Here is a 3,096-nt window from a genome sequence, read left to right as displayed (position 1 = left end):
AAGTTCATTGACGTGTTGAGCAGAAGACGCGGGGCATACTGCCCCGCGGGTCGCGTGCGGCGTGCAAGAGGGCCGCACGCGAGAGTCCAAGTGGACAAGGGCGCACGGGGGATGCCTAGGCTCCCGGAGGCGAAGAAGGACGCGGCAAGCTGCGAAAATCCGCGGGGACCGGCACATACGGGTCGATCCGCGGGTGTCCGAATGGGGCAACCCATCCCGATTCATCGGGATACCCCGGTTTTAGGACCGGGGGGCGAACCCGCCGAACTGAAACATCTAAGTAGGCGGAGGAGGAGAAAACAAGAGTGATTCCGCCAGTAGCGGCGAGCGAAGACGGAACAGCCCAAACCCCGCCGGTCACGGCCGTCGGGGGGTTGTAGGACCCGCGCAACGGCGCGAGACGCGACGCGAAGTCGCCTGGGAAGGCGCGCCGCAGAGGGTGAGAGCCCCGTAGCGGAAGCGTCGGACGCCTGGCGGGTATCCTGAGTAGGCCGGGACGGGAGAAATCCCGGTCGAAACCGCCGGCACCATCCGGCAAGGCTAAATACTCCCGGGAGACCGATAGTGAACGAGTACCGTGAGGGAAAGGTGAAAAGCACCGTGAACAACGGGGTGAAAGAGAACCTGAAACCGTGCGCCTACAAGCGGTCGGAGCCCTGGCATTGCCAGGGTGACGGCGTGCCTTTTGCATAATGAGCCTACGAGTCACTCCTCACTGGCGAGGTTAACCCCGTTGACGGGGGGAGCCGCAGCGAAAGCGAGTCCGAACAGGGCGTTTGAGTCAGTGGGGGTGGACGCGAAACTTTGTGATCTACCCATGGCCAGGCTGAAGCCCCGGTAAAACGGGGTGGAGGGCCGAACCGATAAGCGTTGAAAAGCTTCCGGATGAGCCGTGGGTAGGGGTGAAAGGCCAATCAAACTGAGAAATAGCTCGTACTCCCCGAAATGTTTTTAGGAACAGCGTCGTGGGACGTATGCCGGAGGTAGAGCTACCGATAGGACTAGGGGGAGTCGCATCCTACCAAATCCTGACGAACTCCGAATGCCGGCATACGCCAGCGGCAGTGAGGGCCGGGGTGCTAAGGTCCCGGTCCGAGAGGGAAAGAACCCGGACCCGCCGCTAAGGTCCCGGAATCCGCGCTAAGTTGATCAAAGGCGGTCCAGCTGCAGAGACAGCCAGGAGGTTAGCTTGGAAGCAGCTATTCCTTTAAAGAGTGCGTAACAGCTCACTGGTCGAGCGGCAGGGCGTCGACAATAATCGGGCATCAAGCGCGGTGCCGAAGCGCGGGATGCTGACACGTTCAGCATGGTAGGGGAGCATTCCAAGTGCGGCGAATGCCCCGTGCGAGCGGGGCTGGAGCGCTTGGAAAGGCAAATGTAGGCATAAGTAACGACAAGGCGGGCGAGAAACCCGCCCACCGATAGACCAAGGTTTCCTGATCAACGCTAATCGGATCAGGGTCAGTCGGGCCCTAAGGATAACCCGAAGGGGGATTCCGATGGAAAATGGGTCAACATTCCCATACCGCGCACACAGGTGACGGGGTGACGGGGCGGTGAAAGGAACGCCCGGTGACGGAATACCGGGTTGAAGGGCGTAGGTATTGGCTCCGCAGTCAAATGCGCGGTGCCAGCCGAACCTGACAGTACCGAGCGTCCACGGACAATCGGACAGTTTCCCTAATAGCCCCCGAGAAAAACCCCTGGCGTTAAGCGTGTGCGCGCCCGTACCGCAAACCGACACAGGTGGTCAAGGAGAGGATCCTGAGGTGCTCGAGTGAATCATGGCTAAGGAACTCGGCAAAATGGCCCTGTAACTTCGGGAGAAGGGGCGCCCCCCGGTAAGACGGGGGGCCGCAGTGAAGAGGCCCAGGCGACTGTTTATCAAAAACACATGGCTTTGCGAAGTCGAGAGACGAAGTATAAGGCCTGACACCTGCCCGGTGCCGGAAGGTTAAGGGGGGACGTCATCCCGCAAGGGAGAAGCGTTGAACCGAAGCCCCGGTAAACGGCGGCCGTAACTATAACGGTCCTAAGGTAGCGAAATTCCTTGTCGGGTAAGTTCCGACCTGCACGAATGGTGTAACGATCTGGGCACTGTCTCAGCCATGAGCTCGGTGAAATTGTAGTCGCGGTGAAGATGCCGCGTACCCGCAACGGGACGGAAAGACCCCATGAACCTTTACTGCAGCTTAGCATTGGCATCGGGTACACGGTGTGTAGGATAGGCCGGAGGCAATGAAGCGGGGTCGCCAGGCCCCGTGGAGCCGCCGTTGAAATACGGCCCTCCGTCTGCCTGGTGTCTAATCCTGTAGGACAGGAGACATTGCTTGGCGGGTAGTTTGACTGGGGTGGTCGCCTCCAAAAGGGTAACGGAGGCTTCCAAAGGTCCCCTCAGCACGCCTGGTAACCGTGCGAGGAGCGCAATAGCACAAGGGGGCTTGACTGCGAGGCCGACAAGCCGAGCAGGGTGGAAACACGGGTATAGTGATCCGGCGGTACCGTATGGAAGGGCCGTCGCTCAAAGGATAAAAGGTACTCTGGGGATAACAGGCTGATCTCCCCCAAGAGCTCACATCGACGGGGAGGTTTGGCACCTCGATGTCGGCTCGTCACATCCTGGGGCTGGAGAAGGTCCCAAGGGTTGGGCTGTTCGCCCATTAAAGTGGCACGCGAGCTGGGTTCAGAACGTCGTGAGACAGTTCGGTCCCTATCTGTTGCGGGCGTGCGAAGTCTGAGGGGGTCTGGCCTTAGTACGAGAGGACCGGGCTGGACCGACCGCTGGTGTACCGGTTGTGGTGCCAACTGCACCGCCGGGTAGCTACGTCGGGAAGGGATAAGCGCTGAAAGCATCTAAGTGCGAAACCCGCCCCGAGATGAGACTTCGGAACAAGGGCCGTCAGAGACGATGACGTCGATAGGCCGCAGGTGTAAAGGCAGCGATGCCAAAGCCGAGCGGTACTAATAGCCCGGAAACTTGGGCGTCCCGCGGTCACCCCGCGTCTTCTGCAAAACCGTCATTGAATAAAAAGACACTGGTCCCGCAAGGGGCCGAAGGCACAGGCGGCCCAGCGCGGGGGCACCACCTCTTCCCAT

1 rRNA gene is annotated in these 3,096 nt (G+C 60.2%); it reads left to right on the top strand.

Annotated elements, in window-relative coordinates:
* Positions 1-84 precede the first annotated feature (84 nt).
* Positions 85-2,985, top strand: a 23S ribosomal RNA gene (locus DB520_RS26100).
* The last annotated feature ends 111 nt before the right edge of the window (positions 2,986-3,096 follow it).

Source organism: Pleomorphovibrio marinus, assembly GCF_003347495.1.
Classification (GTDB): Bacteria; Bacteroidota; Bacteroidia; order Cytophagales; family Cyclobacteriaceae; genus Pleomorphovibrio; species Pleomorphovibrio marinus.
The sequence above is the reverse complement of the archived record's forward strand: the minus strand, read 5'-3'. Positions and strand labels throughout refer to the sequence as shown.